Annotated in this window: 12 protein-coding genes; 7 read left to right on the forward strand and 5 right to left on the reverse strand. The window is 70.5% G+C overall.

The window, feature by feature from the left end:
• The first annotated feature begins 69 nt into the window (after positions 1-69).
• Genes AB5J56_RS28660 through AB5J56_RS28670 form a run of 3 tightly spaced genes read left to right on the forward strand, consistent with a single transcriptional unit; the run spans position 70 to position 4238 of the window.
• Positions 70-1530: a sodium:solute symporter gene (locus AB5J56_RS28660; RefSeq protein ID WP_369236433.1), complete on the forward strand. Its 1461-nt coding sequence runs from the start codon at positions 70-72 to the stop codon at positions 1528-1530.
• A 57-nt stretch (positions 1531-1587) separates the two neighbouring features.
• Positions 1588-2556 (forward strand): agmatinase, encoded by a 969-nt coding sequence (gene speB, locus AB5J56_RS28665; protein ID WP_369236435.1) that lies wholly within the window; start codon positions 1588-1590, stop codon positions 2554-2556.
• Entirely contained in the window at positions 2553-4238 is a 1686-nt protein-coding gene (locus AB5J56_RS28670; protein WP_369236437.1) for a thiamine pyrophosphate-binding protein, read from the forward strand. Before speB ends, AB5J56_RS28670 begins: the two co-directional genes overlap by 4 nt.
• 75 nt (positions 4239-4313) lie before the next feature.
• Here AB5J56_RS28670 and AB5J56_RS28675 read toward each other — a convergent pair whose 3' ends face one another.
• On the reverse strand, positions 4314-5117 hold the full coding sequence (locus tag AB5J56_RS28675) for an endonuclease I family protein (RefSeq protein WP_369236439.1): 804 nt from the start codon (positions 5115-5117) through the stop codon (positions 4314-4316).
• A gap of 201 nt (positions 5118-5318) precedes the next feature.
• Positions 5319-7598 carry an ArnT family glycosyltransferase gene (locus tag AB5J56_RS28680; RefSeq protein ID WP_369236441.1) on the reverse strand — a complete coding sequence of 760 codons (2280 nt, stop codon included), beginning with the start codon at positions 7596-7598 and terminating at the stop codon, positions 5319-5321.
• Between the two features lie 236 nt (positions 7599-7834).
• On the opposite strand from AB5J56_RS28680, the gene AB5J56_RS28685 reads away from it, so the two are divergent.
• Positions 7835-8773, forward strand: coding sequence for a serine hydrolase (locus tag AB5J56_RS28685; protein WP_369236443.1), 939 nt, complete (start codon positions 7835-7837; stop codon positions 8771-8773).
• Between the two features lie 204 nt (positions 8774-8977).
• Entirely contained in the window at positions 8978-12721 is a 3744-nt protein-coding gene (locus AB5J56_RS28690) for an ABC transporter ATP-binding protein (protein ID WP_369236445.1), read from the forward strand.
• On the opposite strand, the gene AB5J56_RS28695 is transcribed toward AB5J56_RS28690, so the two are convergent.
• On the reverse strand, positions 12705-13235 hold the full coding sequence (locus tag AB5J56_RS28695) for a hypothetical protein (RefSeq protein WP_369236447.1): 531 nt from the start codon (positions 13233-13235) through the stop codon (positions 12705-12707). The genes AB5J56_RS28690 and AB5J56_RS28695 overlap by 17 nt on opposite strands.
• Positions 13236-13389: 154 nt before the next feature.
• On the opposite strand from AB5J56_RS28695, the gene AB5J56_RS28700 reads away from it, so the two are divergent.
• On the forward strand, positions 13390-13776 hold the full coding sequence (locus AB5J56_RS28700; RefSeq protein WP_369236449.1) for a hypothetical protein: 387 nt from the start codon (positions 13390-13392) through the stop codon (positions 13774-13776).
• A 128-nt stretch (positions 13777-13904) separates the two neighbouring features.
• A complete protein-coding gene (locus tag AB5J56_RS28705; RefSeq protein WP_369236451.1) occupies positions 13905-15353 on the forward strand; it encodes a S28 family serine protease in 1449 nt (482 codons plus the stop codon).
• Positions 15354-15398: 45 nt separating this feature from the next.
• Here AB5J56_RS28705 and AB5J56_RS28710 read toward each other — a convergent pair whose 3' ends face one another.
• Together AB5J56_RS28710 and AB5J56_RS28715 are read right to left on the reverse strand one after the other, a co-directional pair.
• Positions 15399-16022, reverse strand: coding sequence for a hypothetical protein (locus AB5J56_RS28710; RefSeq protein WP_369242851.1), 624 nt, complete (start codon positions 16020-16022; stop codon positions 15399-15401).
• Between the two features lie 165 nt (positions 16023-16187).
• Positions 16188-18038 carry a glycoside hydrolase family 3 protein gene (locus tag AB5J56_RS28715; RefSeq protein ID WP_369236453.1) on the reverse strand — a complete coding sequence of 617 codons (1851 nt, stop codon included), beginning with the start codon at positions 18036-18038 and terminating at the stop codon, positions 16188-16190.
• Positions 18039-18344 lie beyond the last annotated feature (306 nt).

Raw genomic sequence — 18344 nt, forward strand, 5'->3', positions numbered from 1 at the left:
CGCGATCCCCTGCCGGACACCCCCCTGAACTGCACGACACGCCACTGAGCGCGCGAAGGAGGCCCCCCTATGGCCGTCGACTACACAGTGATCGTCGTCTATCTGGCCGGCATGCTGGCCATGGGCTGGTGGGGCATGCGCCGTGCCAAGTCCAAGAGCGAGTTCCTGGTGGCCGGCCGCCGCCTCGGGCCCGCCATGTACTCCGGCACCATGGCGGCGATCGTCCTCGGCGGCGCGTCCACCATCGGCGGCGTCGGGCTCGGGTACCAGTACGGACTGTCGGGCGCCTGGATGGTCTTCACGATCGGCCTCGGGCTGCTCGCCCTCTCCGTCTTCTTCTCCGCCCGCATCGCGCGCCTGAAGGTCTACACCGTCTCCGAGATGCTCGATCTCCGATACGGCGGCCGGGCGGGCGTCATCTCCGGTGTGGTCATGTGGGCGTACACCCTGATGCTCGCCGTCACCTCCACCATCGCGTACGCCACGATCTTCGACGTCCTCTTCGACATGAACCGGACGCTCGCGATCATCCTCGGCGGCTCCATCGTCGTCGCGTACTCGACGCTCGGCGGCATGTGGTCGATCACGCTGACGGACATGGTCCAGTTCGTGGTGAAGACCATCGGCGTGCTCCTGCTCCTCCTCCCCATCGCCGTCGTCAAGGCGGGCGGGTTCAGTGAGATGAAGGCGAAGCTGCCCACCTCGTACTTCGACCCGCTGGGCATCGGCGGCGAGACGATCTTCACCTACGTGCTGATCTACACGTTCGGCATGCTCATCGGACAGGACATCTGGCAGCGCGTGTTCACCGCGCGCAGCGACACCACGGCCAAGTGGGGCGGCACGGTCGCCGGCACCTACTGCCTGGTGTACGCCCTCGCCGGCGCCGTCATCGGTACGGCGGCCAAGGTGCTCTACCCGAAGCTGCCCAGCGCCGACACCGCCTTCGCGACCATCGTGAAGGACGAACTGCCGGTCGGCGTACGGGGACTGGTGCTCGCCGCCGCCCTCGCCGCCGTGATGTCGACGTCCTCCGGCGCGCTCATCGCCTGCGCCACCGTCGCCAACAACGACATCTGGTCGCGGCTGCGCGGAGCCGGCCGGAGTGACGGTGACGACCACGACGAGGTGCAGGGCAACCGCGCCTTCATCCTGATCATGGGCATCGCCGTGATCTGTACGGCGATCGCCCTCAACAACGTCGTCGAGGCGCTGACCGTCGCGTACAACCTGCTCGTCGGCGGGCTGCTCGTGCCGATCCTCGGCGGACTGCTGTGGAAGCGCGGCACCGCGCAGGGCGCGCTCGCCGCCGTCGCGGTCGGCGGTCTCGCCGTCATCGGCCTGATGGCGACGTACGGCATCCTCGCGAACGAGCCCGTCTACTACGGGCTGCTCGCCTCGCTGGCCGTGTACGTGATCGTCTCGCTGGCCACGCCCGCGACCGACGCCGCCGTGCTGGCCGCCTGGCGGGAGCGCCTGGCCGGCCGCAGCGCCGAACCCTTGTCCGAACCGGTCCCGGCTCACCAGTAGAGTCATAGACAGATGCAGTACATACGCGACGAAGCGTAGGAAAGAAGGCAGCACCCCATGACCAGTAACGAGACGCCCCGCGGCCCCGTCGACTCGTCCCGCGTCCCGCGGTACGCCGGCCCCGCGACCTTCGCCCGGCTGCCCCGCCTCGACGAGGTCGGCACCGCCGACGTCGCGGTCGTGGGCGTGCCGTTCGACTCCGGCGTCTCCTACCGGCCGGGGGCGCGCTTCGGCGGCAACGCGATCCGGGAGGCCTCGCGGCTCCTGCGCCCCTACAACCCGGCGCAGGACGCCTCCCCGTTCGCGCTCGCCCAGGTCGCCGACGCCGGTGACATCGCGGCGAACCCGTTCAACATCAACGAAGCCGTCGAGACGGTCGAGGCCGCCGCCGACGAACTCCTCGGCACCGGCGCCCGGTTGATGACCCTCGGCGGCGACCACACCATCGCGCTCCCGCTGCTGCGCTCGGTCGCGAAGAAGCACGGCCCGGTCGCGCTGCTCCACTTCGACGCCCACCTCGACACCTGGGACACGTACTTCGGCGCCGAGTACACGCACGGCACGCCGTTCCGCCGCGCCGTCGAGGAGGGCATCCTCGACACCTCCGCGCTCTCCCACGTCGGCACCCGCGGCCCGCTGTACGGCAAGCAGGACCTCACCGACGACGAGAAGATGGGCTTCGGCATCGTCACCTCGGCGGACATCTACCGCCGCGGCGCCGACGAGGTCGCCGACCAGCTCCGCCAGCGCATCGGCGACCGCCCGCTGTACATCTCCATCGACATCGACTGCCTCGACCCGGCGCACGCGCCCGGCACCGGCACCCCCGAGGCGGGCGGCATGACCTCCCGCGAACTCCTGGAGATCCTGCGCGGGCTGGCGTCCTGCAACCTGGTCTCCGCCGATGTCGTCGAGGTCGCCCCGGCGTACGACCACGCCGAGATCACCGCGGTGGCGGCCTCCCACACCGCCTACGAACTGACCACGATCATGTCCCGCCAGATTGCAGAGGCTCGCGCGAAGTGACTCACGACCACGACCTGGTACTCCGCCCGACGGCCGCGCAGACATCAGCCGCCCTCAATCCGCCCCCTGGGCGCAACGGCGGAGACCTGGTCGTGGAGACGCTGGCCGGTCTCGGCGCGACGACCGTCTTCGGGCTGCCCGGCCAGCACGCGCTGGGCATGTTCGACGCGCTGCGCCGCTCGGACCTGACGTACATCGGCCTGCGGGTCGAGAACAACGCGGGGTTCGCGGCGGACGCGTACGGCCGGATCACCGGTGAGGCCGCGCCGCTGCTGCTCTCGACCGGCCCGGGCGCGCTGACCTCGCTCGCCGCACTCCAGGAGGCGGCGGCGGCCTCGGCCCCGGTGCTGGCGATCAGCAGCCAGATCCCCACCGCCGGACTGGGCGGCGGCCGCCACGGCTATCTGCACGAACTCCCGGACCAGCAGGCCTCGTTCAGGGGTGTGGTCAAGTCGGTCCACACGGTCCGTGCGCAGTCGCAGATCCCGTCCGCGATCGCGGCGGCCTGGGAGTCGGCGCTGACGGCACCGCACGGACCGGTCTGGGTGGAGATCCCGCAGGACGTCCTGCTCGCCGAGACGCACCTGCCCGTTGTCACGGCGATGGACGCGACACCGGAGGACGTGGTCCCGCGCCCCGAACTGACCGCCGTGGCCGCCGAGTTGCTCTCCAAGGCGGCCCGTCCGGCGATCATCGCGGGCGGCGGTGTCGTACGCGCGGACGCGTCCGGCAAGCTGAAGTCACTGGCGGAGAGGCTTCAGGCCCCCGTCGTCACCACCTTCGGCGGCAAGGGCGCCTTCCCCTGGGAGCACCCTCTCTCCCTCCAGTCCTGGCTGGAGGACCGTCACACGACGGACTTCCTGGAGGACGCGGACGTCCTTCTGGTCGTCGGCTCGGGTCTCGGTGAACTCTCCTCCAACTACCACACGTTCAAGCCCCGCGGCCGGGTCATCCAGATCGAGGCGGACCTCGGCAAGCTGGAGTCCAACCACCCGGCCCTGGGCATCCACGCGGACGCCCGCCTCGCGCTCCAGGCGCTGCTGGAGACGGTGGACGCCCGCGAGGACGAGACGGCCGCGGACCGCGTCCATGCGGTGCTGTCCCAGGTGCGCGAGCGCATCGCCGCCCAGGAACTCACCCTGGAACAGGACGTGTTGGCGTCCGTCCGCCGCGCCCTCCCGTCGAACTCCCCGTCCTTCTGGGACATGACGATCCTCGCCTACTGGGCCTGGTCGGCCTTCGACGCGCGCGGCAGCAACACCATGCACTCGGCGCAGGGCGCGGGCGGCCTCGGCTACGGCTTCCCGGCGGCGCTCGGCGCGGCGGCGGCCGACCCCACCCGGCCCGTCCTCGCGGTCTCCGGCGACGGCGGCGCGCTGTACTCGATCGCCGAGCTGGCGACGGCCCGGCAGTACGACCTGAACGTCACCTGGCTGATCGTCGACGACGGCGGCTACGGCATCCTGCGCGAGTACATGACCGACACCTTCGGCCAGGCCACCGCGACGGAACTGGCCCGCCCGGACTTCGTGGCCCTCGCCGAGTCCTTCGGCGTCCCGGGCATCCGCACCACCCCGGAAACCCTGGGGGAGGACCTGTCGAAGGCCCTGGCCGCCCCGGGTCCTTCGGTGGTCGTGCTCCCGGCGCTGCTGCGGATGTTCGCGCCGACACATCTGGACTGAGCGGCGGCCGGCACCCCTGAAACAGCTGAACTCCCCGTCATCGACGGGGAGTTCAGTCGTATGCGTCGAGTCGGACTACCAGATCGCTTCCACCCACTCCGGGTGGTCGATGAACGGGTTGCGGTTGTGCTGGTAGGTGTCGTAGATGACCTGGTTGCGGTTCTCCTCGAAGGCGCTCGGCGGGTCTGCCTCGTTCCACGCCTTGAGGACGGAGAGCTTGCCCATGAAGGGGTCGGAGCCGTTGCCGACCTTCTCGTTGGGCTCCAGGTCGGCGAAGCCGTCGTCACCCTCGTAGCGCACGGCCATGTAGAGGATCATGCGGGCCACGTCGCCCCGGTCCGCGGCGCGCGGCGCGAAGGAGTCGGAGTCGACGGTGCTGCCGCCGCCGTTGGTGACCGCGCTGCCGCCGTTGTCGAAGTCCAGGTTGCCCCGGGTGCTGTTGACCGTCACGTCGCAGGGGCGCAGGTGGTGCAGGTCGGTGCCGGGACCGGTGACCTCGCCGAAGTCGCCGTGGGACTTGGCCCAGGTGTGCTCGCGGTTCCAGTCGCCGACGTCGCCCCCGTTGAGGGACTTGCTGCGCGAGACGCCGCTGTACAGCAGGATCACGTTGCTGCTGTTGTTCGGGTCCTGGTCGGTGACCTTGAGCGCGTTCCAGACGGCGGAGTACGAGATCTTGGTCTGGCTGCTGATGATCGTGTGCAGCGAGGACTTCAGGCTCGTGCCGGTCTTGCCGATCGCGTTCTTGTAGTACGTCGAGTCGTACGAGGTCGTCGTGGCCGCGGCGGGGGTCGCGGTCAGCGCCGGGGTGGCGAGGCCGACGAGCACGGCCGAGACGGTCAGCGCCACCGACTTCCAGCGCCGTATGGATCTCACGGGCATGTGGGGGTGTCCGATCTACGCGTGTTGAATGGGGCGGGCAAACGGGAGCGTGACATGGACATGAGTGCCTGTAAATAAACTTCACATGTCGATCAGGTGACCCGGAGCGACAATTTGCCCGTTGTCTACGCGAGTTGACATGCCAAAACGGCCCCCGACCGGGTGGTCGGGGGCCGTTGGGGCCAGAGTGCCGCCTCGCGGCTAACTCACGTCCGAGGCATCCAGACGGTAGATCGTCGACGTGTTCGACGACTGGCTGCTCTGGGAGTCCGACGTCGATGTGGAGGTCGATGCGGAGCCCGAGCCCGAGCCCGACGCCGTACTGGCGCCGTACGCGCTCTCCTTCACCGCCGTGCCGTGCTTCTGCACCCACGTCGTGACCTCGGAGCTGACGCTGTTGCCGCCACCCATACCGCCTCCGCCGCCCATGCCGCCGCCGAGCTGGATGTAGTGCAACTCGCCCTTCTTCACCAGCTCCTTGAGCTTGGCGACGGTCATCGCCTTGTCGGAGCCGGTGAAGCCCCACATGGAGATGACGGGCTGCTTGCTCGCGAGGACGAGCTGCGCGGCGGACTGTGAATTGGACACCGCCAGCAGCCACTTGGCGCCGTCCTGGTGCTTCTTCAGATAGGCGATCAGCTCGGTGCTCGCACCGCCGCCCATGCCGCCTCCACCACCCATACCGCCGCCGCCCATGCCGCCGGGCCGGCCGCCGGTGCCCGCGTCGCCGCTGGTCCCGTTCGGGGGCGTACCCATGCCGCCGCCGTTCGGCATCTCGCCGCCCGTGCCGCCGCCCGGCGCACCGGAGGGTGCACCGCCGCCGGGAGCCGAACCCGCCTGGCCACCCTGCTGGTTGCCCTGCTGGCCACCGCCGGGCGCCTCGCCGTTTCCGGGTCCGCCGGCGTTCCCGCCGCCGAAGCCGCCCATGCCGCCGCCCCCGCCGGGCCCGCCCATGCCGCCGCCGGTGGTGGGCCCGGCGGTCGGGTTCGTGCCGCCCATGCCGCCGCCGCCCGACGCCGAGATCTCCGACGCGGCGTACGCGGCGGGACCGGCGACCGCCGCGACGACCGCGGCGGCCACGGAGGCCGCGAGCAGCCGCGCCCGGTTCCCGGAGCTCCCGGAGCGGAAGACGAGCAGCCCCGTGATCGCGAGCGCCATGACCACGGCGATCGTCGGCCACAGCCAGCTGTTCCAGTCGGAGGAGCGGCGCAGCAGGACGACGGACCAGACACCGGTGGCTGCGAGTGCGACAGGCAGCACCCACACCCACCGCTTGTCGGCGCGGAAGGCGCGCAGCAGCATGACGCCGCCCGCTCCGCACAGCGCCGCGATGCCGGGGGCGAGCGCGGTCGTGTAGTAGGGGTGCATCGTGCCCTCGGCCATCGCGAAGGTCAGGTAGTGCAGCAGTGTCCAGCCGCCCCACAGCACCAGCGCGGCGCGCGTGAGGTCGGTGCGCGGGGCGCGGCCACGCAGCACCAGACCGCCGACGAGCGCGATGCCCGCGAAGGGGATCAGCCAGGAGATCTGGCCGCCGAGGATCTCGTTGAACATCCGGCCGAGGCCCGCGGTCCCGGAGAAGCCGCCGCCTCCGCCCCCACCGCCTCCGCCGTTGCCCTCGCCGCCGAGGACCCGGCCGAGGCCGTTGTAGCCCATGATCAGGTTCCAGGCGCTGCCGTCCTCCGAGCCGCCGATGTACGGCCGGTCGTCGGCCGGCACCAGGGAGACGGCTGTGGCCCACCAGAAGCTGGAGACCGCCAGCGCCACGGCCGCGAGCAGCAGGTTCACGAGCCGCTTCACCAGGGGGAGGCGGGACGCGTACAGGTAGACCGCGAACACGGCGGGCAGCGCGATGTAGCCCTGGAGCATCTTCGTGTTGAAGGCGAGCCCGAAGCAGACCGCCGAGCCGAGCAGCGGCAGCAGTTTTCCGTCCCGCGTCGCCCGCAGCCCGAGTGCCGCGGCGCCCACCATCAGCAGCAGGAGCAGGGTGTCGGGGTTGTTGTCGCGGTTGATGGCGACCGTGATCGGGGTGAGCGCGAGGACCAGCGCGGCCACGGTGGCCGCCGCGTGCCCGAAGACCCGCTTCACGGAGGAGTGCAGGATCCAGATCGTGCCGAGCGCGGCGACGACCATGGGAGCCATCATCTGCCAGGTGCCGAAGCCGAGGATCCGGCACGACAGGCCCATGACCATGAGGGCGAGTGGCGGTTTGTCGACGGTCAGGAAGTTGCCCGCGTCGATCGAGCCGAAGAACCAGGCCTTCCAGCTCTGCGTGCCGCTGAACACGGCGGAGCTGTAGAAGGTGTTCAGGCTGGAGCCGGACAGGTTCCAGGAGTACAGCACCGCCGCGAGCACGAGGATCGCGATCAGTGCGGGCAGCGACCAGCGCGGGGCCTTGTCCGGCGGCGCCTCGGTGGCCGCCGCCGGGGGCGGGAGGTCGGGGGTCGCGGAGGCGCGGGGGTGTGGGTCGGTGGCAGATGTCACCAGTGCACCGTGCCTGGGGGCGATGGGTGCGCGCTGTGCTCCACCTGGGAAGAGGCTGTGGGCGGGTGAGAGCCGGGTAAGAGACCGTCCGCGGCGGCACCCGGCGGCACCGAGAGCCAACCGGCAACCGGCACCCGGTGGGAACCGCCGTACAACTTTCGGTCATCCTTGCGAGTCGAAAGAGACGAACGTGCCGGGGGCGCGTTCGTATCGCTTCAAGGGGATGGGAAGCCTTCATGACTCACCGGATATCCCGGGGTACCCGTGTGCTCGCCGCGAGCCTGGGAGCCGGCGTGATCGCGCCGCTCGCGCTGGCCGCCGCACCGGCCGCCGCCGCACCGACGCCGCAGGTCAGCTGCACCTCCGCACAGGCGGGCCTGGCCACCAAGCTGCAGCGGGACATCACCGCGGCGCTGGCGAACCGCACGGGCACCGTCGCCGTCGGCCTCTACGACCGCACCACCAAGACGACGTGCACGCTGCGCGCGACCTCGGCCTTCGACTCCGCGAGCGTCGTCAAGGTCACCGTCCTCGCCACGCTGCTGTGGGACGCCAAGAAGCACAACCGCTACCTGACCGACCGCGAGACCACACTCGCCAAGGCCATGATCACCCAGTCGGACAACAACGCGACCACGAGCCTGTGGAACCAGCTCGGCATGACGAAGATCAAGGGCTTCCTCACCGCCGCCGGCATGACCACGACCGTGCCGGGCACGGGCGGCTACTGGGGCCTGACCCAGATCAACGTCACCGACGAGCAGAAGCTGCTCAAGCTGATCACCGCCCACAACACGGTGCTGAGCGACAACTCCCGCGCGTACATCCTCAAGCTGATGAACCAGGTCACCTCCTCGCAGCGCTGGGGTACACCGGCCGGGGCGCCCTCGACCGTGACCGTGCACGTCAAGAACGGCTGGCTGCAGCGCTCCACGCACGGCTGGCGGGTACACAGCCTCGGCACCTTCAACGGCGGCGGCCACGACTACATGATCAGCGTGCTCACCCACGGCAACAGCACCATGAGCTACGGCGTCACCACCATCCAGAACGTGGCCAAGGCCATCCACAAGGACCTGGTGCCGACGACGGCCACGAACAGCGCGACCATCCAGCGGTACGTGCCGACCGACACGCCGAAGGAGGCGTTCCCGGCGGTCCCGTCCGCCGGCTGACGCCCGACGCGGCTGACGCTTCACTCGGGCCGGTCACGCGGGGTCCCCTCCGCGTGACCGGCCCGAGCAGTCCCGGCCCGACCCGCCGCCCGACAGCATCGAGGGCGTGATGGTTGTTGCGGTGGGATGAAATCTGCTGCTCCGAGCGTTGGTGCCTTCCGGTGGAGTGAGTTCTGCCGAGTGGGCTCTACGGAAGGCGGCGGAGTGGCAGCGCAACAGGGGGACAGGCCGGGCTGGGCGCGTCGGCTCGCCGGGTACGCGTGGCGCTACCCCAAGGACGTCGTCCTGGCTCTCGCCTCGTCCCTGGCCGGAATGGCCGTCATGGCACTGGTCCCGCTGATCACCAAGGTGATCATCGACGACGTCGTCGGCGACCACACCCGCAGCATGGCCCCCTGGGCGGGCGCCCTGATAGGCGCCGCCGTCATCGTCTACGTCCTCACCTACATCCGCCGCTACTACGGCGGCCGCCTCGCCCTCGACGTCCAGCACGACCTGCGGACCGAGATGTACGCGACGATCACGCGCCTCGACGGGCGGCGGCAGGACGAGCTGTCCACCGGCCAGGTCATCGGCCGCGCGACCAGTGACCTCCAGCTGATCCAGGGCCTGCTCTTCATGCTGCCGATGACCATCGGCAACCTGCTGCTGTTCCTGATCTCGCTCGGCATCATGGCCTCGCTGTCGCTCCCGCTCACCCTCGTCGCGCTCGCCGTCGCCCCCGCCCTCTGGTTCGTCGCCAAGCGCAGCCGCTCCAAGCTGCACCCCGCCACCTGGTACGCGCAGGCGCAGGCCGCCGCCGTCGCCGGTGTGGTCGACGGCGCCGTCAGCGGCGTACGCGTGGTGAAGGGCTTCGGGCAGGAGGACCAGGAGACCGGGAAGCTCCGGGAGGTCGGGCGCAGGCTCTTCGCGGGGCGGCTGCGCACCATCCGGCTGAACGCCAAGTACACCCCCGCCCTCCAGGCCGTCCCCGCGCTCGGCCAGGTCGCGATGCTCGCGCTCGGCGGCTGGCTGGCCGTCCGCGGAGAGATCACGCTCGGCACGTTCGTCGCCTTCTCCTCCTACCTCGCCCAGCTCGTCGGACCCGTGCGGATGCTCGCCGTGGTCCTCACCGTCGGCCAGCAGGCCCGCGCCGGCGCCGAGCGCGTGCTCGAACTGATCGACACCGAGCCGTCGATCAAGGACGGCACGAAGGAACTCCCCGCCGACGCGCCCGCCACGGTCGAGTTCGACGACGTGTCCTTCGGCTACGAGGACGTCTCCGGAAAGCTCAGCCCGGTCCTCGACGGCCTGAGCTTCGAGATCCGCCCCGGCGAGACCCTCGCCGTCGTCGGCTCCTCCGGCTCCGGCAAGTCGACCGTCTCGCTTCTGCTGCCCCGCTTCTACGACGTCACGCACGGCGCCGTCCTCATCGGCGGCCACGACGTGCGCGAGCTGACGCAGGAGTCGCTGCGCGCCGCGATCGGGCTGGTGCCGGAGGACTCCTTCCTCTTCTCGGACACCGTGCGCAGCAACATCGCGTACGGCCGCCCGGACGCCACCCAGGAGGAGATCGAGACCGCCGCCCGCGCCGCCCAGGCGGACCGTTTCATCGCCGAGCTGCCCGAGGGCTACGACACCAAGGTCGGCGAGCACGGGCTCACCCTCTCCGGCGGCCAGCGCCAGCGCGTCGCGCTCGCCCGCGCCATCCTCACCGACCCGCGCCTGCTCGTTCTCGACGACGCCACCTCCGCCGTGGACGCCCGTGTCGAGCACGAGATCCACGAGGCGCTCTCGCACGTCATGGAGGGCCGCACGACCCTCCTCATAGCCCACCGCCGCTCCACCCTGAACCTCGCCGACCGCATCGCCGTCCTCGACGGCGGCCGCCTCGCCGACATCGGCACCCACGACGAACTCCAGCAGCGCTCCCCCCTCTACCGGCGGCTGCTGACCGACCCCGACGAGCTGGGCGGCGTCTCACCCGGTCACGAACGGCCCGCCGCGCTGCAGGAGGACACCTCCGTACGGGACGAGCTGGACGCCGAGTTCGACGCCGAGCGCGGCGTCACGCCCCACCTCTGGTCCGGCGACCGCGAGCCGAAGGACACCGCCTTCGCCGGGATGCCCGCCACCCCCGAACTCCTCGCCCAGGTAGAGGAGTTGCCCCCGGCCACCGACACCCCGGGCATCGACGAGGCGCGCGCGGTCGCGGCCGAGGAGTCGTACGGCCTGCGCCGTCTGCTGCGCGGCTTCGGGCTCCCGCTCCTGGTGAGCCTCGGCCTCGTCGCCGTGGACGCGGGCATGGGCCTGCTGCTGCCGGTCCTGATCCGGCACGGCATCGACAAGGGCGTCTCGCAGCTCGCCCTCGGCGCCGTGTGGGCCGCGGCCGCGCTCGGGCTGGTCACCGTGCTCGTCCAGTGGGTGGCACAGATCGGCGAGACGCGGATGACCGGCCGTACCGGCGAACGCGTCCTGTACTCACTCCGCCTGAAGATCTTCGCGCAGCTCCAGCGCCTCGGACTCGACTACTACGAGCGGGAGTTGACCGGGCGCATCATGACCCGGATGACCACGGACGTGGACGCGCTGTCGACGTTCCTGCAGACCGGGCTCGTCACCGCCTTCGTCTCCGTCGTCACCTTCTTCGGCATCATGGGCGCCCTGCTGGTGATCGACCTGCAACTGGCGCTGGTCGTCTTCGCGACGCTGCCGCCGCTGGTCATCGGCACGTTCTTCTTCCGCCGGGCGAGCGTGAAGGCGTACGAACTCGCCCGCGAGCGCGTGTCGGTGGTCAACGCCGACCTCCAGGAGTCGGTGTCCGGGCTGCGTATCCTCCAGGCGTTCCGGCGCGAGGGCTCCAGCGGGCAGCGGTTCGTCGACGGCAGCGCGAGCTACCGTGCGGCGCGCATCCGCGGGCAGTGGCTCATCTCGATCTACTTCCCGTTCGTGCAGCTGCTGTCGTCGGTGGCCGCGGCCACCGTACTGATCGTGGGCGCCCACCGCGTCGACGCGGGCACGCTGACGACGGGCGCGCTCGTCGCCTACCTCCTCTACATCGACCTGTTCTTCGCCCCCGTACAGCAGCTCTCCCAGGTCTTCGACGGCTACCAGCAGGCGACCGTGTCCCTGGGCAGGATCCAGGAGCTGCTCCAGGAGCCGACGTCGACGAAGGCGGCCGACGAGCCCCTTGAGGTGCTGTCGCTCCGCGGCGAAATCGCCTTCGAGAGCGTCGACTTCGCCTACGGGGACGACGAAGAGGCCCTCAGCGGCGTCGAGTTGACCATTCCCGCCGGGCAGACCGTCGCCTTCGTCGGCGAGACCGGCGCGGGCAAGTCGACGCTGGTGAAGCTGGTCGCCCGGTTCTACGACCCGACGGGTGGCCGGGTGACGGTCGACGGCACGGATCTGCGCGCCCTCGACATCACCTCCTACCGCCACCGGCTCGGCGTCGTCCCGCAGGAGGCGTACCTCTTCCAGGGGACCGTCCGGGACGCCATCGCCTACGGCCGCCCCGACGCCACCGACGCCGAGGTGGAGGCGGCGGCCCGCGCGGTCGGCGCGCACGACATGATCGCCACGCTCGACGGCGGCTACCTCCACGAGGTCGCCGAGCGCGGCCGCAACCTCTCCGCCGGACAGCGCCAGTTGATCGCCCTGGCCCGCGCCGAACTCGTCGACCCCGACATCCTCCTGCTCGACGAGGCCACCGCCGCCCTCGACCTCGCGACCGAGGCCCTGGTCAACCAGGCCACCGACCGGATCGCCGGCCGCCGTACGACGCTGGTGGTCGCCCACCGTCTGACGACCGCCGCCCGCGCGGACCGCGTCGTGGTCATGGCCCACGGCCGGGTCGCGGAGGACGGTACCCACGACGAACTGCTCCAACTGGACGGAGAGTACGCCGAGTTGTGGCGGACGTTCGTCGGGGCACCCGAATCGGAGGAGCCGGTCAGCTCTTCTGCTTGATGTCGGAGATCTTCTGCGTCGCCAGATCCGACTGCACCGTCAGATAGGTGTAGGTCGGATGCGCGGCGGAGCCCCAGGTCAGCCGGACCGTCGACCAGGTGTGCCCCATCCCGCTGTCGCCCGCCGTCACCTTCCAGGCGCGCGGCACGTCCTGGGCGCGCAGGACGCCGTCGGCGTGCTCGTGCTTCTCCCAGGTGGCCAGCCGCGAGCGCAGGCTCGAGGTCAGGTAGAAGGTGCGCAGCTGGGTGTCGAGGTGGCCGGAGCCCTCGTCGGTCACGGCGTCGATGTAGGCGCCGTAGAAGTCGGCCACCTTGTCGTACGCGGGACCGTTGCTGCCGCTGCGCGCCGGGGGCGGGGTGGCGGTCCCGGCGGCGGCCGGTACGGAGGCGCCGGCCGCGGCGAGGAGCGCCGCGGCGACGAGCACGCGGCCGGTCGTACGGGAACGCGTGGATCGGGTGGGCCGGGTGGCCGCCGTGGAACCCGCGGTCATACGTGAGCGAATCATGTCGGACATGGGCTACCGCCTTTCGTTTTCGTCCCGTTGGACCATGGGTAAACCGGCAAGGTTGCCCCAAAACCGGAAAAACTTCCGCGTCCACGGACGCAACCATCCGATGTTCGTCCGGCGTCCGTACATCAGTACGCTGATTGCTGCGGAAGGGACGACAGTGGACAGTGGTGCGATACGGAAACGGGTGGCGCTCGGCATGGCCGTGCTCACTGCGTCCGGGCTGCTCACGCTCGCGATGCCGGGCAGTGCGCAGGCGGCGTCCTACTGCTCGGGGCGCAACGTCCGTACGCTGCCCTTCGCCACCGGCTCCGTGCACGTCTACAAAAGCCGTGGATACGTCTGCGCGGTGACGTTCCCCAAGTCGGCGGGCGCCCGGAAGTGGATGTCCGTCAGCGTGCAGGCGCGCGGCAACCGCGCGGTCGTGAACGAGGGGCACTTCCTCCACCACGCCGGTCCGGTCACCGTGCACGCCGGGCACCGCTGCGTATGGATCAAGGGCACGGTCGGCTCCAGCAAGATCAGCTCGGGCTGGATTCTCTGCTAGGTCTCGCGCGCTGATCTCCTGGGCAGATCTCTCAGGTCTCTCACAGGGTTTACTCAAACTCCTCTGGTGTCACGTCAGTTGCTCCGCTAGGTTCCGGCGGACATCTGCGTAAACCCAGGGGAGGGTGCATGCGCAAGGCGCTCAGATGGCTGCTGGCGCTCGCGGTGCTCATAGGCACGCTGAGCACGGCCGGGGCGGCCACCGCCGCCCAGCCGGAGGCCACGGGTACCTCGGCTTCTGCCGACACCGACATCAAGGACCGGCTCCTCGCGATACCGGGCATGAGCCTGATCGAGGAGAAGCCCTACACGGGCTACCGCTTCTTCGTCCTCAACTACACCCAACCGATCGACCACCGGAACCCGTCCGCCGGAACGTTCCAGCAGCGCATCACCGTGCTGCACAAGGACACCTCCCGCCCGACGGTCTTCTACACCGGCGGCTACAACGTCTCCACGACACCCAGCCGGCGCGAGCCGACCCAGATCGTGGACGGCAACCAGATCTCGATGGAGTACCGCTTCTTCACTCCGTCCCGGCCCGCTCCGGCCGACTGGTCCAAGCTCGACATCTGGCAGGCGGCCAGTGACCAGCACCGTATCTTCAAGGCCCTCAAGCCGGTCTACGGCCAGAAGTGGCTGTCCACCGGCGGCTCGAAGGGCGGCATGACCGCCACGTACTACGAGCGCTTCTACCCGCGCGACATGGACGGCGTCGTCGCGTACGTCGCCCCCAACGACGTGGTGAACGACGAGGACTCGGCGTACGACCGCTTCTTCAGACACGTGGGCACCAAGGAGTGCCGCGACAAGCTGAACGCCGTACAGCGCGAGGCGCTGGTCCGTCGTGCGCCGCTGGAGAAGAAGTACGAGGCGTACGCCGCCGAGAACGGCTACACGTTCACGACGATCGGCGGCCTCGACAAGGCCTACGAGGCGGTCGTCCTCGACTACGTGTGGGGCTTCTGGCAGTACAGCCTGCTCTCCGACTGCGCCACGATCCCCGCGGACGCCGCGCACGCCACGGACGACGCGATCTGGGACACCGTCGACACGATCTCCGGCTTCTCCGCCTACGCCGACCAGGGCCTGGAGACGTACACGCCGTACTACTACCAGGCGGGCACACAGCTCGGGGCGCCGACGATCCACTTCCCGTACATCGAGAAGCGGTACATCAAGTACGGCTACCAGCCGCCGCGCAACTTCGTCCCGCGCTCCATCCCGATGAAGTTCCAGCCGTGGGTCATGCGCGACGTCGACTCGTGGGTGCGCCACCACGCCGACCACATGCTCTACGTGTACGGCCAGAACGACCCGTGGGGCGCCGAGCGCTTCGGGTTCGGGAAGGGCGCGCACGACTCGTACGTCTTCACCGCTCCCGGCCTGAACCACGGCGCCAACGTCGCGGGCCTCGTCCCCGACCAGAAGGCGCTCGCCACCGCCCGCATCCTGGAGTGGGCCGGCGTCGCGTCCCCGACGGTCCGGGCGGACCCGTCGGCGGCGAAGCCGCTGGCGAAGTACGACGCGAAGCTGGACAAGCACGACGTGGAGCGGGAGCCCGCGCTGCGGCCGTAGGCCGTGGGAGCCACCTCCCACCAGGTTGCTGCGCCCGCTCGTTGATCACACCGGGCGGGCGCAGCCCACCGGCTCGGTGCCGCCGAGCTGGACGTAGAGGGCGGTGGACGCCGGGCACTGGGAGCGGGCGCCGACCGCCGACGTCACCTTGTACTCCGGAGGCCTCTTTCCCGAGCCGTTGCACGCCGTCTCGCGGACCTGCCCGCTGCCCGCGCCGTACACGCAGTCGCCGACGATCGTGCGGGGGCCTCCGCCGCCGCCCGGGTCGCCGGGGTGCGGGGGCTGGAGGTTGCGCATGCAGGCGTAGCCCTGCGGGACCGCGCCGTCGCCGTCCTCGTCGGAGGACGGCCTCGTCTCGCTGATGTGCAGCACGAAGTCGGTCGTGGGCGGACAGGACGGCCCCTCGGCGACCTCGCCGTCGTAGCGGGCCACCACCCGCGCCGCCGCGCGCTCGCTGGTGCACGGCACCTCGGTGAAGGTGGTCTTCCCGAAGGAGCTGCACTCCTTGACATCGAGGAACACGGTTCCGTACCCCGACGGATGCGTCGCCGTCGACGCCTTGTCGAGTCTGTCGCCCCCGGAACCGGAGTTGACCTGGCAGCCGGTGAGGGCCGGCGCGGCCAGCGCGAACACGACCAGCGCGCCGGATACGGCACGCACGACGCACATGACTCGCGTGGCTGACATGGCCATCCCCCCGGTACCCCCGCCCAGCGTGACCCGCCATCGCGGGCCCACGCCAGACGTGCGGGGGGCTTTGCGTCTCTTGGGCGGGGCGTACGGGGGGTGCGCAGTAGCTCCCGTACGCCTCCGGCCTCTACACCCCGTACACCTCTAGTACGACAAGCCGTACCCGATCGGATAGAGCACCTGCGCCGGGTCGTCGGCCCGCTGCACCACCACTGGCAGTTTGCCCCTGGGCGCCACCTTCCCGGCGATCACCCGGGCCGCCGCGCGCAGCTCGACGTCCGTCCAGGAGTACGACGCCAACATGGCGCCCACGTCCTGGAGTTGGGCCACGTCGTACGGGTTGCGGATGGCGACCGCGACCACCGGGACGCCGGTCGCGATCAGCTGGGTGACCAGGGACCTCTGTGAGCCGGTCGCCGTCACGTTGTACGTCCCGACGACCACCGCGTCCGCGCCGCGCGCCGCCGCCACCGCCCGCGCGATCGTCGCCGCCGACGGTGCCGTACCGGTGGACAGCGCCGTCGCCGCGAAGCCCAGCTCGGTGAGGGCGGCCGCGAGCACGGTCGTCGGCGGGCCGTCCGTGCCGGAGGGGGAGGCCGGATCAGCGCCCACCACCAGGACGTTCTTGTGCGTACGGCGGGAGAGCGGCAACAGCTTGTGGTGGTTGAGCAGCAGCGTGGTGGTGCGGTCGGCGATCCGGGCGGCCGCCTTGAGGTGCGCCGCCGTGCCGACCGTGCGGTCGACGCCGGCCGCGGTGACGTACGGGTCGTCGAGCAGCTTCAGCTTCGCCTTCAGCCGCAGGACGCGCAGGATCGACTCGTCGAGCCGGGCCTCGGTCAGCTCGCCGCCGCGGACCGCGTTCAGCACGGCGTTCCAGGCGATGTCCAGCGACGGCGGGTTGAGGAGCTGGTCGACACCGGCCTTCAGCGCGAGGACGGGCACGCGGTCGTCTCCGTACTTCTGGCGAACGCCCTCCATCCCGAGTGAGTCCGTCACCACGACCCCGTCGTAGCCGAGTTCGCCGCGCAGGATGCCGGTGAGGATCGGATGCGAGAGCGTCGCCGGGTCACCCGAGTCGTCGAGCGCGGGGACCATGATGTGCGCGGTCATGATCGAGTCGATGCCCGCGCGGACGGCGGCCCGGAACGGCACCGCGTCGAGGCTCTGCCACACCTCCCGGCTGTGCGTGATGACCGGGAACCCGAAGTGGCTGTCGACCGCCGTGTCCCCGTGCCCCGGGAAGTGCTTGGCGGTCGCCGCGACCCCGGACCCCTGATACCCCTTCACCTCCGCCGCCACCAGCCCGGCAACGGCCTCCGGGTCCGCGCCGAAGGAACGCACGCCGATGACCGGGTTCGCCGGGTTGACGTTCACGTCGGCGTCGGGGGAGTAGTCCTGCCGGATGCCGATGGCGTGCAGTTCGGCGCCGGAGATACGGCCGAGGGTGCGGGCGTCGGTGCGGGAGCCGCCCGCGCCGATGGCCATCGCGCCGGGGAACAGCGTGGCGGGCTTTCCCACGCGCGCGACTATCCCGTGCTCCTGGTCGGTGGAGATGAGCAACGGCAGACCGCGGGGCAGGTCCAGCGATGCCCTCTGGATGCCGTTGGACAGGTCCGCGATCTGGTGCGGGGTGCGCGTGTTGTGCGCCCAGGTGAAGTAGATGATCCCGCCGACGCGGTACTTGGCGACGAGTTCGGCGGCCGTCCGAACGCCGATCTCCTTGAGGTTGGCGTCGATGTCGGCCTGGTCGGGCGCGGTCGCCGAGTGCCCGTAGACCCGCATCACGAAGAGCTGGCCGACCTTCTCCTCCAGTGTCATACGGGAGATGAGGGCGCGGAGGCTCTTGTCGTCGGTGGGGGAGGCGGTGGCGGGGGAGGAGTCGGCGGCGTATGCGCTTGCGCTCACCGCGAGGGCGGCGGTGACACCCGCCGTGGCGGCGAGCACCGTACGTCTCGAAGGGCTGCTTGCGGTGCTTTCCGTGCTGCTGTCGTGCACGTGCGCTCCTTCCGGAGGAGACCCGCCGGGCGCGGATCCGAGGAGGGGCTGCTGTGAAAGAAACTGCCGAGGAGTCACGAATATCCGGGAAGTTTCTTCCAGTCAAGTGTGTGCACAGGAACACGGCAAAACGTGGGAAGGGGCCGCCACCGGCGCTGTTGGAGGGGGGCGCACCGGTGGCGGCGTGCTGCCGGCCGCAGGCGGCGGAGAGGGTGGTCAGCGATCGCAGCCAGCAGCGAAGCCGACACCGCACTGCGGAGACTCATCCGACAGCATGCTGATTGGACGAAGGGGTGGGTTTCCGGG

It is taken from the genome of Streptomyces sp. R21, assembly GCF_041051975.1.
Classification (GTDB): domain Bacteria; phylum Actinomycetota; class Actinomycetes; order Streptomycetales; family Streptomycetaceae; genus Streptomyces.

Bases quoted from the DNA above. Each gene is read 5' to 3' on its own strand.
- AB5J56_RS28660 (WP_369236433.1), top strand. From the start codon at position 70: ATGGCCGTCGACTACACAGTGATCGTCGTCTATCTGGCCGGCATGCTG.
- speB (WP_369236435.1), top strand. From the start codon at position 1,588: ATGACCAGTAACGAGACGCCCCGCGGCCCCGTCGACTCGTCCCGCGTC.
- AB5J56_RS28675 (WP_369236439.1), bottom strand. From the start codon at position 5,117: ATGCCCGTGAGATCCATACGGCGCTGGAAGTCGGTGGCGCTGACCGTC.
- AB5J56_RS28685 (WP_369236443.1), top strand. From the start codon at position 7,835: ATGACTCACCGGATATCCCGGGGTACCCGTGTGCTCGCCGCGAGCCTG.
- AB5J56_RS28695 (WP_369236447.1), bottom strand. From the start codon at position 13,235: ATGTCCGACATGATTCGCTCACGTATGACCGCGGGTTCCACGGCGGCC.
- AB5J56_RS28705 (WP_369236451.1), top strand. From the start codon at position 13,905: ATGCGCAAGGCGCTCAGATGGCTGCTGGCGCTCGCGGTGCTCATAGGC.
- AB5J56_RS28710 (WP_369242851.1), bottom strand. From the start codon at position 16,022: ATGTGCGTCGTGCGTGCCGTATCCGGCGCGCTGGTCGTGTTCGCGCTG.